This window comes from Desulfuromonas soudanensis (assembly GCF_001278055.1).
GTDB classification, from domain to species: domain Bacteria; phylum Desulfobacterota; class Desulfuromonadia; order Desulfuromonadales; family WTL; genus Deferrimonas; species Deferrimonas soudanensis.
The window spans coordinates 3,921,134-3,936,701 of sequence record NZ_CP010802.1 but is presented as its reverse complement, the minus strand read 5'-3'; the positions used below and the strand labels follow the sequence as shown (position 1 = coordinate 3,936,701).

The following is a 15,568-nucleotide window of genomic DNA, read 5'->3' as shown; positions in this document are numbered from 1 at the left end:
CGGGTAAAATCCTTGGTTCAAAACAATTTTTCCCTCCCCGACGGCAGTTCCACGCCGTTCCGGGGCCGGGTCCCATCCACAGGAGATCGTCATTGATGAAGAAAACGCTCCTACTTGTCTCCCTGATCGTTTTCTGCGGCTGGGGATGCACCATGTTCGCATCCTGGAAGTCGATACCCCCTCCCGGAGGGTGTGACAGCTGCCACACCCAGGCGATCAGCGCCAACTGGCAGCTGGCCTATGCACCGGTGACACTTACGGACGAGACGGGAAAATATTCCTGGCAGACTCCCGCTGCAGTCATGCCCGGCGATTCCTCGCCGCTGGAACAGCAGAAGGTGACGGAAGAGCGCTGTTTTCGCTGTCACAAGGGACCCGACAAGGCCCATGCCGAGCGCCAGGGGCGCTACCACCACTAGGCCTTGCGCCCAGGGGTTCGGAACGCAATCCTCTTCCGCCCCGAAGAGGGCTTTTTACCGGGGCTTCCCGGTCAGGAGGCGTCATGTTCTGTCGCACCAAGATTGTCGCTACAATCGGACCGGCCTGCGACTCGGAAGAAATGTTGCGGGCACTGATGGAGGCGGGGGCCGAAGTTTTCCGACTCAATTTCTCTCACGGCGCCCAGGAGGGAAAGGGGGAGCTGATCCGGCGGATCCGCGAGATTTCCCGGCTGCGCCAGCGGGCGGTGGCGATCCTCGGCGATCTGCAGGGTCCCAAGATCCGGGCCGGCCAGATGGATGGTGGTGAAGTCTCTTTGCGCACCGGCGAGGAAGTGACCATCACCACCCGGAACGTCCTGGGGACCCGCACCCTCATCCCGACCACCTATGACAAACTCCCCGGCGACGTCCTGGTCGGCGACCGGATACTCCTCGACGACGGACTCCTGGAGCTTGCCGTTCTGGCGATTTCCGGAGACGAGGTGCGCTGCCGCATCGTCGAGGGGGGGGTGCTCAAGGACCGCAAGGGGATCAATCTCCCCGGGGTCAAGGTCTCGTCGCCGGCCTTGACCGCCAAGGACCGGGACGACCTGCAATTCTGCATCGGCGAGGGGATCGATTACGTCGCCCTCTCCTTTGTGCGCAGTGCGACGGATGTCCAGGAGTTGAGGGATCTTCTGCAGGCGGCGGGGTCGGAGATCCGGATAATTTCCAAGATCGAAAAACCCGAGGCGGTGGCCGATTTCGACGCCATCCTTGAAGCCAGCGACGGAATCATGGTGGCCCGCGGCGACCTCGGTGTCGAGATGAGCCCGGAGAAGGTTCCCCTGATCCAGAAGCGGATCATCCGCAAATGCAACGCCGCCGGCAAGCCGGTGATCACCGCCACCCAGATGCTCGAAAGCATGATCGAGCATCCCCGGCCGACCCGGGCGGAAATCTCCGATGTGGCCAACGCCATTCTCGACGGCACCGATGCCGTCATGCTCTCGGCGGAGACCGCCTCGGGGAAATATCCCGTGGAGGCCGTTTCCGTCATGGTCCGGGTCGCCACGGACATCGAGGGAGATCGGACTCTTCACGAGGGTTATTATCACCCGAGTCCCCTGGTTCAGCGCTTCCCCAGCCTTCCCGAGGCCATCGGTCAGGCGGCCTGCCGGGTGGCGGAAAATACCGGCGCCGCAGCGATCCTGGCCTTTACCCAGACGGGGAGCACGGCAGCGCTGGTCGCCAAGTACCGTCCGGCTCTGCCGATCTATGCCGTCACCCCCTCGCAGCGGGTCCGCAGGCAGTTGGCCCTCTACGCCGGAGTCCGGTCGCTTCGCGTCGACATCGAGGGGGATACGGAGGCGCAGATTCGTGCGGTGGAAGAAGCCGTTCTCGCCGCCGGAGTTTTGCAGCGAGGGGATGTGGTGGTCATCACCATGGGGAGTCCGGTCTCGGCGCCGGGAACCACCAACCTCCTGAAGGTTCACCGGCTGGGGACCGCGCCGTTCTACGAAGTCCATTAGCCCGCCGGGTCGCAGTGCGCCACCGGCCCGAATAAGGAAATCAAGCCATGAGCAAGAAAGCCGTCATCCTCTACAGCGGCGGACTCGACTCCACCACCTGTCTTGCGATCGCCCGCGCCGAAGGATTTACCCCCTACGCCATGAGCTTCGCCTATGGCCAGCGCCACTCCATCGAGATTGAAAAAGCCCGCCATAACGCCCCCCTGATCGGCGCCGCGGAACACCAGCTGGTGGAGATCGACCTGCGGCGCATCGGCGGCAGCGCCCTGACCAGTGACGCGGCCGTCCCCAAGGGGCGCGACATCGACGCATCGATCCCGGTGACCTATGTCCCGGCGCGCAACACGATTTTTCTCTCCTTCGCCCTCGCCTGGGCCGAGGTCCTCGGCGCCTTCGACATTTACATCGGCGTCAATGCCCTCGACTACTCCGGCTATCCGGACTGCCGCCCCGAATATATCGCCGCCTTCGAGGCGATGGCCAACCTCGCCACCAAAGCGGCGGTCGAGGGGGAGGGACGCTACCTCATCCACACGCCGCTCATCGCCCAGAGCAAGGGGGAAATTATCCGCAGGGGGCTGGCTCTCGGGGTCGATTACGCCCTGACCCATTCCTGCTACGACCCGACCCCCGAGGGATTGGCCTGCGGCGAATGCGATTCCTGTGTCCTGCGACTCAAGGGTTTTGCCGAGATCGGGATGGCCGACCCGGCCGCCTATCTCCGTTAGAACAACCCGCCCGCCTTTTTTCGCCTTCAGCAACATTTTCCCGGGGAAAAAAACATGACCGTCATGCCTGACCTGCAGAAATCCCTCGACAGCCGCAATATCGCCATCGACAAGGTCGGCGTCAAGGATATCCGCTATCCGATCGTCGTCATGGACAGGAGCAAGGTCCATCAGCACACCGTGGCCCGGATCAACATGTATGTGGACCTCCCCCACCACTTCAAGGGGACCCACATGAGCCGCTTCATCGAAATTCTCAACCAGTACCACGGCGAAATCAGCATCGAGAGTCTCGACACCATTCTCGTGGAGATGAAGGAGCGCCTGGAGGCCTCCAGTGCCCACCTGGAGATGGAGTTCCCCTATTTCATCGAGAAAACGGCGCCGGTTTCCGGCTCGCGCGGCCTCATGGAATACCAGTGCCGGATGACCGGTTCCCTCGGCAAGGAGTCCGATTTCGTGCTCGGCGTGACCGTTCCCGTCACCTCCCTGTGCCCCTGCTCCAAGGAGATCAGCGCCCGTGGCGCCCACAACCAGCGCAGCGCCATCAGCGTACAGATTCGCTATACCGGGCACATCTGGCTGGAGGATCTCATCGCCTGGGTGGAGTCCTGCGCCAGCGCCCCGGTCTATTCCCTCCTTAAGCGCGAGGACGAAAAGGCGGTCACCGAGCAGGCCTACGACAATCCGATGTTTGTCGAAGATCTGGTCCGAGGGGTGACGGAGCGTCTGAGCGAGGTTCCCGAGATCGTCTGGTTCAAGGTCGAGTGCGAGAACTTCGAATCGATCCACAACCATTCGGCCTTCGCCCTCGTGGAAAGGGACCGGCGGTAAAACGCCTGCTGTGGACAAGTCTGTGGAAACGGTGGATAAGTTGCGGATGGATGAGAAAAAAATACTCCTGGGGATCTTCGCCAAGGAGCCGCTGCCGGGGAAGGTGAAGACCCGCCTCACTCCCCCCCTGTCGGCGACACAGGCCGCGGAACTTTATCGCCTTTCCCTTAAGGAGACGGTCGAAGCCCTGTCCGGGGGGTCCTTTTCGCCGGTGATCTTCTATGCCGGAGATCCCGAGTACTTCCGTACCGCCTTTCCGCAGGTGCCGCTCGTCTCCCAGGGCCCGGGGGATCTCGGGATGCGCCTGTCCCGGGCCCTTGGCGCCCTTCTGGGCGCAGGGGAGGGGGCGGCCCTGGTCGGATCGGACAGTCCGGACCTCCCGGCGACCCTGGTCAAAGAGGCCCTCTCCGCGCTCTCCCGGGCCGAGGTGGTGACCATCCCTGCCCGGGACGGCGGCTATGTGCTCATCGGGGAGCGCCGCCATCATCCAGAGCTCTTCCGCCAGATCCCCTGGAGTACCGCCGCAGTCCTTTCGGAAACCCGGGCGCGGGCCGAGGCCTGCGGTCTTTCCTACCTGGAGGTGGGAGCGTGGGAGGACATCGATGACCGGCCATCGCTGGAGCGCTTCCTTCGGCGCTCCCCGGATTCGGCGACGGCGCGCTTTGCCGCACCGATTTTGGCCGGGGCGGCGGAGGGACGCCCGGTCATTCGAGGAGAAGGCGGCGCGGCTGCAGATCGTCCAGGAGGCTGAAGAGCGTCTCCCCCAGGGGGTCTTCCATCAGATGCACCCAGCCGCCGATGTGCGCCAAAGGACCCCTTGCGCCCCCCTCCAGTTGCCTGCGGATTTCCTCTGCCATGCCCCGGTCGCGCCCCCCGATTCCTTCCCGCCCCCGTCTTCCCTGAAGATAGGCCAGGTTTAAGGGGGGGTCGAAGGGACCGAAAATCAATTGTTTGGCCGTCTGGTATCCTTCGCTTCTGTGGTCGGAAGCGGTCGAGGGGAGCCCCACGAGAATCCTCAGGTTGCAAGGGGTGATCAACTCGCTCTCCACCTTCTTCAGTTTGGCGGTCGAGATGGCCGAATCGTCGATGAGGGCGAGGGAGGCGCCTCTGCGCTCTGCGAAATCGACGGCGGCACGGTATTCGAAGGGGAGGGCGAGAAGGGTGCGGATTGAAGTCACCGTCGGATGCTCATCGAGCTCCTTTCGGCTGCGGCCCAGTTCGTCGGCGAGATCATTGAGAATCGTTTCGAGGCGTATCGACAGGAGACCCGCTCTCTTCTGACGATAGAGGAGGGCGGCCGGGCTCATCTCCAGGGTGAGGCGTCGGGGACGCAGCCTTTCGAGGAGGGCCGACAGCCGCTCATACCCCCGGGGGTCGCGGTGAACGGTGCCGATCAGGGTCAGGTTGGCTCGCCTGCGGTCGCTCATGGGGGTTCCTGCACAAGACGGCTCAGCGCACCAGGCGTGCGCCGTATCCCTGCTCGTGGAGATTTTCGAGGATGTCCCGGATATGCTCCGGCCCCCGGGTTTCCAGTTCGAGATGAACCTCGACCCGGCCGAGGGGGAGCGCGGCGCTGCGCCGGTCGTGGCTGATGTGAAAGATGTTGGCTCCTATCCGGGCGACAAGTTCGGCGAGGCGGGCCAGGGCTCCCGGCGAGTCCTCCAGTTCGATGCAGACCTTCAAAAAACGCCCTTCCCCGATCATGGCTCTTTCCACCACCCGGGCCAGGGTCTGGACATCGATGTTTCCCCCCGAAAGGAGGCAGACGGTCCGCCCGGTCCGCAGTGCCCGGTTGCCGAAGAGGAGGGCCGCCAGGGAGACGGCTCCGGCGCCCTCCGTCACGAGCTTGGCCTTTTCCATCAGGCTGACGATCGCCTGGGCGATGGCATCCTCCTCGACGGTCACGATCTCGTCCACCAGCGCTTCGATGATCGGAAAGGTCTGTTCGCCCACCCGCTTGATGACGATGCCGTCGGCCAGGGAGGCTGCGGCGGCCAGGGTGACCGGCGCCCCCTGCCGGCGGGCGAGGAGGGCCGCCGGCGAGCCTGCGGCCTCGACGCCGACGATGCGGATATTTGGTTTGAGCGCCCGGGCCGCCACGGCGATGCCGGCGATCAGTCCGCCGCCGCCGATGGGGACGATGAGGGTCTCGGCCTCGGGGAGGTCTTCAAGGATCTCCAGTCCCACCGTCCCCTGGCCGGCCATCACCGCCGGATCGTCGAAGGCCGGAACGAGGAGCATCCCCCGCTCCGACGCCAGTTCCCTGGCCCGGGAGAGGGCGTCGTCAAAGTTTGCGCCATGAAGAACGACCTCGGCGCCGTAGTCCTGCGTGGCCAGGAGCTTGGCCAGGGGGGTGCTCTCGGGCATCACCATCAGGGCGGGGATCCCCAGGAGGGCGGCGGCATGGGCCACCCCCTGGGCATGGTTGCCGGCGGAGGCGGCGACGACTCCGGAGCGCAGCTCCTTTACCGTCTGCCGGGAGAGAAAGTTGCAGGCGCCGCGGATTTTGAAGGAGCCGGTGCGTTGCAGGTTTTCGCACTTGAAGTGGACGGGGATGCCGGTCCGCGCGGTAAAGTAATGGGAGTGGATCAGCGGGGTGCGGTGAATGCGCCCCCTGAGGGTGTCGGCTGCAGCGCGGATCTGGTCCAGGTCGAGCATGACGGCTCCTTCCGGCGAATCTGTCGCCTGAAAAAAGGATAGCCCTCCCGGGCCTCCTTGACAACCGCCCCCCCCCGCTCGCCGGAGACCCCTGGGGCGAAGGCGGTTGACTTGTCCTGGTTCCTGGCCGATAATCGACGCCGCAAATAGATAACACCAACAGGGAGGAACACCTTGGACCTCATTCTCAATGCCGGCCTGGTCGTCAAACTGGTCCTGCTGATTCTCGTCTATTTCTCCGTGGTCTCCTGGGCCATCATATTTCACAAGCTGCGGGTCATCCACCGCGCCGCCAGCGACTCGGAGCGCTTTCTCGAGTTCTTCTGGAGCAAAAAGCGCTTCGATGTCATCGGCCAGGGACTCAAGGACTATGCCCATTCCCCCCTCGCCGTCCTCTTCCGCGAGGGATATCAGGAAATGGTCAAGGGACAGCGCCCCCGCGAAGGGGAAGAATCCGCCTTCCATGCCGAGGGGGCGAGCGCCGAGAATGTGAGCCGCGCTCTGCGGCGGGCCATGACCCAGGAAACCCACCGCCTGGAAAAATATCTGACCTTTCTCGCCACCACCGGATCGACCGCCCCCTTCATCGGCCTCTTCGGGACCGTCTGGGGGATCATGGACTCCTTTCACGGCATCGGCAAGACCGGCAGCGCCTCTCTGGCGGTGGTCGCTCCGGGGATCTCCGAGGCGCTGGTGGCCACGGCCATCGGCCTGGTGGCGGCGATTCCGGCGGTGGTGGCCTACAACCACTTCCTCAACAAGGTCAATGTTCTGACGGGGGAGATGGATAACTTCAGCCAGGAATTTCTCAACATCGTCCAGCGCATGGTGCGGAGGGGATAGATGGAGGTCGGCCGTCGCGACACCCGGGGGCGCAGCTCCCTTTCCCAGATCAACGTCACCCCCTTCGTCGACGTCATGCTGGTGCTCCTGATCATTTTCATGGTCACCGCGCCGATGATGGAGCGCGGGGTCGAGGTCAACCTCCCCGAAGTCCAGGACGCCCCCAACCTCGCCGCCATCAAGGAACCGCTCATCGTCACCGTCGACAAAAAGGGGCGAATCACCATCGGCAAGTCGAAGGTGGAGAGCGCCGCCAAGCTCGGCCCGGTGCTCAAGCAGATCCTTTCCGAGCGCGAAAGCAAAGAGGTCTTCCTCGAAGCCGACCGCGACGTTCCCTATGGGCGGGTCATCGAGGTGATGGCCGCCGTCAAGGGGGCGGGGGTGGAAAAGCTGGGGATGGTTGCTGAAACACCCGAACCCTGAGACGGAAAGTAGATCCGCTACGAAACGATGCTTCCTATGGTAAATACACGGCAGGGAATCCGGTCGGGCAGCGATCCCGGCATCGGCAGGACGCTCCTCGGGTCCCTGGGATTACACCTCCTGATCATCTTCTTTTTCGCCGGCTCCCTCCTTCCCCGTTTCGAGGAGGAGCGCCGCCCCGTCTACTACGTCGATCTCGCCAATCTTCCGGTCAAGGCTCCCCGGGCCGGCCGTCCCGATGCTCCTCCGATCAAGCCGGCAACTCCGGTCAAGCCGGCGCCGCTTCCGGCGAAGGCGCCGCCCCCCCCGGTAAAAACCAGGACGGAGCCGGTCAAGGTCTCCCCGCCGGCCGCAAAAACGACCCCACCTGCCAAGGCGACCGCGCCGGCGGCGAGAACCACAAAAGCCGACGATTCCCCGTCCTCGGCGATCGACGATATGCGCCGGAAAAAGGAGATTGCCGATCTCAAGGCGACCCTGGCGGCCCTGGCCGACGATCGCCGCGCCCGGGCACCCGACGATGCGCCCGTCGGCATGCCGGACGGCCGCGGCAGCGAGTCCGGGGTTTCCTACGACGCCTGGGTTCAGTCCGCCTATAAACAGGCGTGGACCCTCTCCCGCTATCAGGTCGGCCGTCTCGACCTGGAGGCGAAGGTGCGGGTGACCTTCGATGCCGAAGGGAACCTCAGGGACTATAAAATCGACGCCGAATCCGGGGATGCCCGATTCGACGATTCGGTCAAAAGCGCCATACTCCAGATCAAGAAACTTCCCACCGCTCCGGGGGAGAGGCTTGAACTGGAGGTCGTTTTCAATCTCAAGGATCTTCTTAAGGACTAATATGCGCCGTACCCTGTTGTTGATCAGTCTCTGCCTTATCCTCGCCGCGCCCCTTGCGGCGGCACCCATCGAGATCCGCGCCCCGGGACAGCAGACCATTCCCCTGGCCCTGACGCGGATTCTCCCTCTCGACGGCGTCGTCCGCCCCGAAGTGGCAACGGAAATCGACGAGGTGCTGAGGGGCGACCTCGACCTCAGCGGCCTCTTCACTCTGGTCGATCCCGCCGCATTTCTCGACGACGCCGGGCGCCTCGGCCTTTCCAGCACCGAGGTCGACTTCGAGCAGTGGCGCCTTCTCGGCGCCCAGGCTGTGGTCAAGGGGGCCTATTCCCTGCGCGGCGAGGAGCTTTCCCTGGAAATGCGCATCTACGACGTTCCCGGCCGGCGCCTCCTCGTCGGCCGGCGCTATCTCGGCAAGCGCGCCGATCTGCGGCGCATGGCCCATTCCTTCGCCGACCAGATTCTCAAGGGGCTCACCGGCGAGGAAGGTCCCTTCAACACCCGCATCGCTTACATCTCCCGCCGCAGCGGACACAAGGAACTCTACCTGATGGAGGTGGACGGCCACAATCCGCAGCGGATCACCGATCACCGCTCCATCGTGCTCAACCCCGACTTCTCCCCCCTCGGCAAAGAGCTGATCTTCACCTCCTACAAGGCGGGAAATCCCGATCTCTATCGCAAGGAGATCTACTCCGGGGCCGAGGCTCGCCTCTCCTATCGCCAGGGGCTCAATATTTCCGGGCGCTACAGTCCCGGCGGGCGGGAGATCGCCCTGACCCTCTCCAAGGACGGCAACAGCGAGCTCTACCTCATCGGCACCGACGGCACCTTGCACAAGCGGCTGACCAACCAGTGGGGGATCGATGTCGATGCCAGCTGGAGCCCTCGGGGGGACGCGATGGCCTTCGTTTCCGACCGACTCGGCAACCCCCACATCTTCGTTGTCGACGTCGTCAGCGGCGCGGTGCGCCGCCTGACGGCCGAAGGGAAATACAACGCCACCCCCGCCTGGAGCCCCAAGGGGGACCGCATCGTCTTCAGTCGCCTCGAGGAGGGGCGTTTTGATCTCTACTCCCTCCGTCCGGACGGCAGCGACGAACGGCGTCTGACCTTCGGGCCCGGGAACAAGGAGCATCCCCGGTGGAGCCCCGACGGCCGTTTTATCGTCTATTCCTCCGACGCCAGCGGCGAGAAGGCGATCCACGTCATGCGCGCCGACGGCAGCGGTTCCCGGCTCATTTCGGCCGACGGGGGGAGCGCCAGCCACCCGGCCTGGTCGGGACCCTGGTAATTGAGTTTGTTTTTTCATCAGGTTGTAGTAGAGTTAAATGCGTTTTATTTCAGGAAACCTGTGCATTGAATCCGCGGTGAGACATCCGCCAATACCAAAGGAGTGGAAGAGTATGAAGAACATGATCATTCTACGTTTGCTGCTTGTCGTCGCCCTGAGTGCCCTGCTTGTCACCGGTTGCGCGAAGAAACCGGCGCCTGCTCCTGAGGCCCCTGTGGCCCAGGCCGATGAGGCACCCGCCGGAATGACCGGCATGCAGGACGGGTCCATGACCGAGGCACCGGTGAGCGAGAGCGCGACCCAGGCTGATGCGGTCGTTGCAACTCTGCAGAGAATCTTTTTTGAATTCGACCAGTACACCCTCACCGATGAGGCTCGGGCGACCCTGGCCGGCAACGCCGCCTACTTGAAGGCCAACTCTTCGGTTCAACTGCGCATCGAAGGTCATTGCGACGAGCGCGGCTCGGACGAGTACAACCTGGCACTCGGCGAGCGCCGGGCGATGGCGGCCAAAAGCTACCTCGAAACCCTCGGCGTTGCGGCCAACCGCCTGTCGATCATCTCCTACGGCGAAGAGATGCCTCTCGATCCCGGTCACGGGGAAGAGGCCTGGGCCAAGAACCGGCGGGCCGAGTTCAAACCCCTTCGCTAAGAAAAACGGTTGACCGAGGCCGCGCTCCGGCGCGGCCTCATTTTTTTGGAGGATGCCGGTGCAAAAGGGATGGAAAAGGTTCATGCTGGCCGCAGGTCTGCTGGGGATTCTCTCGGGATGTATCCCGACCCAGAACGAACTGCGCCTGGAGCGCGATCTCGAGGAGATGAAGCGGCGACTGGCCGCGGTGGAGCGGGATCTGAGCGCTCAGCGCAGTGCCGGACCGGATGACCGGTTGCTGCAGATGGCGCGCAGTCAGGCCGACCTGCAGGCCGGAGTCGATGCGCTGCGGGTCGAGCTTCAGTCCGTTGGGGGGCGCTTCGAGGACATGACCCGGAAGCAGCGGGAGCTTCACGACGACCTCTCCATGGTGCGGGAAGACCTCGGGCTCAAGGTCGGCGCCATCGAAGCGCGCATTGACCGTCTGGAGAAACGATCCTCGTCTCAGAGCCTGAATGCGGAGACCCTGTCGCCGCAGGGCGATTCAGCTGCGGCCCTCTATGAGCAGGGTCTGGATCTGATCCAGAAGAAATCGGCCTTTGCCGAAGGGCGCAAGCTTCTCCAGGACTTTGTCAAGCGCTATCCGAAGGATCCCCTGGCGGTCAATGCCCAGTACTGGGTCGGCGAATCCTATTACGGGGAAAAAAAATACGAGGATGCGATCCTGCAGTTCCAGGAGGTCATTCAACAGTATGGCGACCACCCCAAGGTCGCTGCCGCCCTTCTCAAGCAGGGTCTGGCCTTCAAGGCCCTCGGCGACGACAAGAATAGCCGGTTGATTCTGCAGAAGGTGGTCGACACCTTCCCCCTCTCCGACGAGGCGAAAAAGGCCCGGGAGCGCCTGGCGGAGGGACGCGGCAAGTAGCCGTGAAACGATTCCAGCGCCGAGACAGCAATAAATCGGGGGCCGGCCGGCAGGTCGTCCCCTTTTTTATTCGCCGTTGTGCCTCGCCGAGACCCTGCCCATGAAAAGCCGGAAAATTCTCGCACCGAAGAAGTGGAGTTGATTCTGCCCCCATGTGTCTTATTCTCCTTGCTTACCGCAGCCATCCCGACTATCCGCTGATCCTCGCCGCCAATCGCGACGAGTTCTACGACCGCCCGACCGCTCCGGCGCGCTTCTGGCCGGAGTCGCCGCGCCTGCTGGCCGGGCGCGACCTGCGAAGAGGCGGGACCTGGCTGGGGGTGACCCGGGACGGTCGTTGGTCGGCGGTGACCAATGTCCGCGAGGCGGACCGGACCATGACGGGGGGCCGTTCCCGGGGGGAGCTGGTGAAGGGATTTCTGGCCGGGGAAGAGAGCCCCGAGGACTTTCTCTCGCAGTTGAACGCCGAGGCGGGGACCTATCCCGGCTTCAATCTCCTGGCCGGTACGCCGGAGAATCTCTGGTATCTCTCCAATCGCGTCGACGGCGTCCGCCTCCTGTCCCCTGGACTCTACGGCCTGAGCAACGCCCTTCTGGATACCCCCTGGCCGAAGGTCGTCCGCTGCCGGAGGGCCCTCGCCTCCGCCCTTGCCCTTTCGGGATCTTCCCTGGAGGCCGATCTCTTCGCCCTCCTGGCCGACCGGAACGTCCCCCCGGACAGCGAACTCCCCGACACCGGCTTCGGCCTCCCCTGGGAGCGCCTCCTCTCGCCCCCTTTCATCCTCTCCCCGGCCTACGGTACCCGGTCTTCGACCGTCCTGATGGTCTCCGGCGACGGCCAGGCGTCTCTGATTGAGCGTACCTTTTCTCCCGGGGAGGGTCCGGATCACTTTAAAGAGATCCGCCATGTTTTTCCCATCAAGGGGGGGTGAAAAAGGGAGAGGGAACCCCGCTTGCCGGCAAGGGACCGAGGCTCTGAGCGCCTTTTCCGGCTGGACATTCCCGGTAAGCTCCAGTATGTTAAAGCCGTCGCCGGCACTCCCCCTATCGGAGCGTCTTCAGGGGCGCAGCGACCGGTTAATCCATCCAGAGTCTGATCAGCCCCGCCGGAGGAATCTTGGCCCAACCCACCGAAAACCGCGATTTGAATATTCCGAATGAACTCCCCCTTTTGCCCGTGCGGGATGTGGTTATCTTCCCCTATATGATTCTCCCCCTCTTCGTCGGACGGGAGAAATCGATCGCCGCCGTGGAGGCCGCTCTTTCCCGGGACCGGATGATCTTTCTCGCCACGCAGAGGGAGATGGGGGAGGAAGAACCGCAGCCCGAAGACATCTTTACCGTCGGCACGGTGGCGATGATCATGCGTATGCTCAAACTCCCCGACGGGCGGGTCAAGATTCTGGTGCAGGGGCTGGCCAAGGGTCGCCTCGAGGCATTCACGTCCGAGGCCCCCTTCTTTACCGCCCGGATCGAGCGCCTGGTCGAGCCCCGCCTCAGCGAGCTCCCCCTCGAGGTCGAAGCCCTGATGCGCACCGTGCGGGACCAGCTCGCCGAGCTGCTCAATATGGGAAGGACCCTCGCTCCCGAGGTCATGGTGGTGGTGGAGAATATCGAAGACCCGGGGAGCCTCGCCGACCTTGTGGCCAGCAACATGGGTCTCAAGGTCGCCAGCGCCCAGGAGCTGATCGAAGTTCTCGACCCCCTCGAGCGGCTGCGGAGGGTCAAGGATCTCCTGGCCAAGGAGCTGGAGCTGATGTCGGTGCAAAACCGTATCCAGAGCCAGGCCAAGGAGGAGATGGGAAAATCGCAGCGGGAATATTTTCTCCGGGAGCAGCTGCGGGCCATTCAGTCCGAGCTGGGGGAAGCCGACGCCCGCGCCGAGGAGATCGCCGAGCTCCGGCAGAAGCTGGAGGCGGCCGGTCTCCCCGAGACGGCCAGGGGTGAGGCCGAAAAACAACTCAAGCGCCTGGAAACCATGCACCCGGAGGCCGCCGAGTATTCTATCCTGCGTACCTACATGGACTGGCTGGTGGAGCTCCCCTGGAGCAGGACGACCCGGGACAACCTCGATCTGAAGAAGGCGCGCAAGGTCCTCGACGAGGACCACTATAATCTGGAGAAGGTCAAGGAGCGCATCCTCGAATTCCTCGCCGTGCGCAAACTCAAGAAGGAGCTCAAGGGGCCGGTGCTCTGTTTCGTCGGCCCCCCGGGGGTCGGCAAAACGAGTCTCGGCCGCTCCATCGCCCGCGCCCTCGGGCGGGAGTTCGTCCGGCTCTCCCTGGGCGGAGTTCGGGATGAGGCCGAGATCCGCGGCCATCGCCGCACCTACGTCGGGGCGCTTCCGGGGCGGATCATCCAGGGAATCAAGCAGGCCGGGACCAGCAACCCGGTCTTCATGCTCGACGAACTCGACAAGATCGGCGCCGATTTCCGCGGCGATCCCTCCTCGGCCCTCCTCGAACTTCTCGACCCCGAGCAGAATCACGCCTTTTCCGACCACTACATCAATCTCCCCTTTGACCTCTCCAACGTGATGTTTATCGCCACGGCCAACGTCATGGACCCGATCCCCTCGGCCCTCAAGGACCGTCTCGAGGTGATTCGCCTGGCGGGGTATACGGCGGAGGAAAAACTCTCCATTGCCCGGCAGTACCTGGTCCCCCGCCAGCAGAAGGCCAACGGACTCAAGAAGGGGAACGTGCGTTTCTCCGACAATGCGATCATGAAACTGATTACCGGGTACACCGCCGAATCGGGGCTACGCAACCTGGAGCGGGAGCTGGGGAGTATCTGCCGCAAGGTGGCCCGCCGGGTCGCCGAGGGGCGCAAAGACCCGGTGCTGGTCACCGAGACGGCCGTGACCCGTTTCCTCGGAGCGCCCCGCTACCTCCCCGAGGAGGAGCGCCGGGAGGACGAGATCGGCGTGGCCACCGGCCTGGCCTGGACGGAAGTCGGCGGCGAAATCCTCTATATCGAGGTCAGCACCATGAAGGGGAAGGGGAACCTGACGCTCACCGGTCAGCTCGGCGACGTCATGAAGGAGAGTGCCCAGGCCGCCCTCTCCTATGCCCGGGCGCACGCCGTGGAGCTGGGGATCGATCCCGATATTTTCGAAACGATCGATCTGCATGTCCATGTCCCCGCCGGGGCGATCCCCAAGGACGGCCCGAGCGCCGGGGTGACCATGGCCACGGCGCTGATCTCGGCCCTTTCCGGCCGCCGGGTCAGCAAGGACGTGGCGATGACCGGCGAGATCACCCTGCGCGGGAAGGTTCTTCCCATCGGCGGCCTCAAGGAAAAGGTCCTGGCGGCGGTGCAGGCCCACATCGGCACCATCATCATTCCCCGGCGCAACGAGAAGGATCTCGAGGATATTCCCCGTCACCTGCGCAAGAAGGTCGAATTCGTTCTGGCCCGCACCATGGACGAGGTTCTGGCCGCGGCGCTGAAGGGGACCGCGTGAATCTCGCCGCCCTCGGCGAGTTCGGTTTTATCGAGCGGATCCGCCGTCGGGCCGCAAGCGTTCCGGCCGTCCGGGTCGCCATCGGCGACGATTGCGCCGCTCTGTCCCTGCCGGCCGGGGAGCTCCTCCTGACCACCACCGATCTGCTGATCGAGGACGTCCATTTCCGCCGCGCCTTTACGGACCTCAAAACGCTCGGACGCAAGAGCGTTGCGGTAAATGTCAGTGATATCGCAGCAATGGGCGGTGTTCCCCGCTATCTTTACCTCGGACTGGGAGTCCCCGCCGATCTTGGTCTTGAGGATCTCGACGCCTTCATCGACGGTTTTCTCGAGTCTGCCGCCGCCTATGGCGCGGTCCTGGCGGGGGGGGACACCTGCCGATCCCCCGGCCCGTTGCTCATTTCCGTCACCGCCGAAGGGAGCGTGGCCGAGGGGGAGTTGGTGCGCCGGAGCGGCGCCGTCGTCGGCGACGGCATCTACCTTTCCGGGACCGTCGGCGACAGTGCCCTGGCCCTGCATCTTCTCCAGAGAGGAGAGGTTCCGGCTCCGGCACTGGCCGCACGCCACCATGATCCGACGGCCCGCACCCTTCTCGGACGGGCCCTGGCCGAGGCCAAGCTCCCTTCGGCGATGATTGACGTCTCCGACGGTGTCCTTGCCGACCTCGGCCATCTCCTCGAGGCCTCAGGCGTCGGTGCCCTCCTCGAGGAGGAAGCGCTCCCCCTCTCCGCGCTCTTTCGAGAGGGTCTGTCTGCCGATCCCTCCCGGATCGAGCTGGCCTGGAGCGGCGGCGAGGATTACGAACTCCTCTTTACCGCCCCGGCCGGGCAAAAGGAGGCTCTTTGCGCCCTGGCCCGCCGCCTCGACCTCCCCCTGACGCGCATCGGAACGGTGACAGCAAATGCCGAGGGACTCTCCGTCAGGACCGGCGACGGCCGTCTCCTTCACCCGGCTCCGGCGGGATTTAATCATTTCGCTTCCGGTGGCCAGCCGTCCGGGAATTGATCAGCGA

At 64.1% G+C, this 15,568-nt stretch carries 16 protein-coding genes; 14 read left to right on the top strand and 2 right to left on the bottom strand.

The features are described 5' to 3' along the window. Positions 1-95 precede the first annotated feature (95 nt). The 5 genes from DSOUD_RS17535 to DSOUD_RS17515 all read left to right on the top strand — a co-directional run bounded on the left by DSOUD_RS17535 (position 96) and on the right by DSOUD_RS17515 (position 4,264). Positions 96-419 carry a hypothetical protein gene (locus DSOUD_RS17535; protein ID WP_053552213.1) on the top strand — a complete coding sequence of 108 codons (324 nt, stop codon included), beginning with the start codon at positions 96-98 and terminating at the stop codon, positions 417-419. A gap of 83 nt (positions 420-502) precedes the next feature. Beyond that, complete coding sequence (gene pyk, locus DSOUD_RS17530; protein WP_053552212.1) at positions 503-1,951, top strand: pyruvate kinase; 1,449 nt, start codon at positions 503-505, stop codon at positions 1,949-1,951. 47 nt (positions 1,952-1,998) lie between these two features. Further along, on the top strand, positions 1,999-2,679 hold the full coding sequence (gene queC / locus DSOUD_RS17525) for a 7-cyano-7-deazaguanine synthase QueC (RefSeq protein ID WP_053552211.1): 681 nt from the start codon (positions 1,999-2,001) through the stop codon (positions 2,677-2,679). Between the two features lie 54 nt (positions 2,680-2,733). Then, the gene (folE2, locus tag DSOUD_RS17520; protein WP_053552210.1) at positions 2,734-3,513 is read left to right on the top strand and encodes a GTP cyclohydrolase FolE2; all 780 of its coding nucleotides are present in this window, start codon (positions 2,734-2,736) and stop codon (positions 3,511-3,513) included. Positions 3,514-3,559: 46 nt separating this feature from the next. After that, positions 3,560-4,264 carry a TIGR04282 family arsenosugar biosynthesis glycosyltransferase gene (locus DSOUD_RS17515; RefSeq protein WP_053552209.1) on the top strand — a complete coding sequence of 235 codons (705 nt, stop codon included), beginning with the start codon at positions 3,560-3,562 and terminating at the stop codon, positions 4,262-4,264. On the opposite strand, the gene DSOUD_RS17510 is transcribed toward DSOUD_RS17515, so the two are convergent. Beyond that, positions 4,218-4,940: a hypothetical protein gene (locus tag DSOUD_RS17510; protein ID WP_053552208.1), complete on the bottom strand. Its 723-nt coding sequence runs from the start codon at positions 4,938-4,940 to the stop codon at positions 4,218-4,220. The two genes, DSOUD_RS17515 and DSOUD_RS17510, sit on opposite strands and share 47 nt — an antisense overlap. A gap of 22 nt (positions 4,941-4,962) precedes the next feature. Continuing rightward, positions 4,963-6,171 (bottom strand): threonine ammonia-lyase, encoded by a 1,209-nt coding sequence (gene ilvA / locus DSOUD_RS17505; protein WP_053552207.1) that lies wholly within the window; start codon positions 6,169-6,171, stop codon positions 4,963-4,965. 174 nt (positions 6,172-6,345) lie between these two features. Here ilvA and tolQ point away from each other — a divergent pair, with 174 nt between their 5' ends. From tolQ to thiL, 9 genes are all read left to right on the top strand, one after another. Then, positions 6,346-7,014 (top strand): protein TolQ, encoded by a 669-nt coding sequence (gene tolQ, locus DSOUD_RS17500; RefSeq protein WP_053552206.1) that lies wholly within the window; start codon positions 6,346-6,348, stop codon positions 7,012-7,014. Continuing rightward, on the top strand, positions 7,015-7,437 hold the full coding sequence (tolR, locus tag DSOUD_RS17495; RefSeq protein ID WP_053552205.1) for a protein TolR: 423 nt from the start codon (positions 7,015-7,017) through the stop codon (positions 7,435-7,437). A gap of 36 nt (positions 7,438-7,473) precedes the next feature. Then, the gene (locus DSOUD_RS17490; protein ID WP_053552204.1) at positions 7,474-8,277 is read left to right on the top strand and encodes a TonB C-terminal domain-containing protein; all 804 of its coding nucleotides are present in this window, start codon (positions 7,474-7,476) and stop codon (positions 8,275-8,277) included. A 1-nt stretch (position 8,278) separates the two neighbouring features. Beyond that, complete coding sequence (gene tolB / locus DSOUD_RS17485; protein ID WP_053552203.1) at positions 8,279-9,571, top strand: Tol-Pal system beta propeller repeat protein TolB; 1,293 nt, start codon at positions 8,279-8,281, stop codon at positions 9,569-9,571. Positions 9,572-9,683: 112 nt separating this feature from the next. Further along, a complete protein-coding gene (pal, locus tag DSOUD_RS17480) occupies positions 9,684-10,223 on the top strand; it encodes a peptidoglycan-associated lipoprotein Pal (RefSeq protein ID WP_082351368.1) in 540 nt (179 codons plus the stop codon). A gap of 82 nt (positions 10,224-10,305) precedes the next feature. Further along, entirely contained in the window at positions 10,306-11,088 is a 783-nt protein-coding gene (gene ybgF / locus DSOUD_RS17475; protein ID WP_053552202.1) for a tol-pal system protein YbgF, read from the top strand. 152 nt (positions 11,089-11,240) lie between these two features. Next, positions 11,241-12,020, top strand: coding sequence for an NRDE family protein (locus DSOUD_RS17470; RefSeq protein ID WP_053552201.1), 780 nt, complete (start codon positions 11,241-11,243; stop codon positions 12,018-12,020). Positions 12,021-12,205: 185 nt separating this feature from the next. Then, entirely contained in the window at positions 12,206-14,554 is a 2,349-nt protein-coding gene (gene lon, locus DSOUD_RS17465) for an endopeptidase La (protein WP_053552200.1), read from the top strand. Further along, positions 14,551-15,561: a thiamine-phosphate kinase gene (thiL, locus tag DSOUD_RS17460; protein WP_053552199.1), complete on the top strand. Its 1,011-nt coding sequence runs from the start codon at positions 14,551-14,553 to the stop codon at positions 15,559-15,561. Before lon ends, thiL begins: the two co-directional genes overlap by 4 nt. Positions 15,562-15,568: the final 7 nt, after the last annotated feature.